The sequence below is a fragment of the Oleiphilus sp. HI0061 genome (assembly GCF_001635675.1).
In genome coordinates this window covers 1-825 of record NZ_LWFE01000294.1, presented here as the reverse complement: position 1 = coordinate 825, position 825 = coordinate 1, and the positions used below count along the sequence as shown (strand labels likewise).

Genomic DNA, 825 nt, shown 5'->3' with positions numbered 1-825 from the left:
ATTTAGGAGCGCACCAACTCCGGGACGATGAACTTCAATCCCCAAATAGTTCTCATTAGGCGCCTGATGAGCCATTTCACTTAGTGATGCACCCATGCCAAAACCAATTTCTACCACTAAAGGTTGCGCAAGAGGAAAACTCTCACGAACATCAGAAGGCGCTTTCGCTAACTCCAAGCCCATCGTTGACCAACACTCTTCAAAGCCTCTTTGCTGGCCTGCGGTCATCCTTCCACTGCGAACAACGAAGCTTCTAATCGGCCTTTTCTTGAGGTTAGCCACTTCAATTTTAGGACCTTTGGTATTCGTCTCTTTTGAGTCAGTTTCGTCCGTCTGTGCGGAATCCTGATGTTCTTCGGTCATTATGTTGAGCCTTGTTACGTCAGTGCAAATGCAGTTTATTAAAGAAGCTTAGTATTGATTAAAAAGCGCGCATAATAGGACTGCATGGAGCAAAGATCAAGGTATCTCAAGCCGCTTTAGCTAGAAAAGCTAGACGACTCAACAAAAGCCCTGATTTCATCTCGCACACGCCTATAACTCTCCAACTCATCTTCCTGATTAGCAGCTAGTTTCGCTAACGATGGCGGGTCATCAAAAGGAACATGCTTAATCTCTTTGAACTCCGATAAGTTTGGGCAATGTTCAGCAGCATGACCGCAAACTGTCACGATCAAATCGAACTGTTGCGCTTCGAGCTCTTCAATATGCTTAGAATAATGTTTGCTCATATCTACCCCAAGTTCCCCCATCACTGAAACAGCATTAGGGTTCATACCGTGGGTTTCTATGCCTGCAGAGTATGCTTGCCACTCTTTATTTCTG

At 45.1% G+C, this 825-nt stretch carries 1 protein-coding gene and 1 pseudogene; both read right to left on the bottom strand.

The window, feature by feature from the left end; all coding sequences use genetic code 11:
• A pseudogene (locus A3735_RS03835) lies at positions 1-363 on the bottom strand (tRNA (guanosine(46)-N7)-methyltransferase TrmB); the annotation flags it as partial.
• A gap of 116 nt (positions 364-479) precedes the next feature.
• The coding region (locus A3735_RS03830; RefSeq protein ID WP_068637614.1) for an arsenate reductase ArsC at positions 480-825 on the bottom strand (346 nt) is incomplete at its 5' end.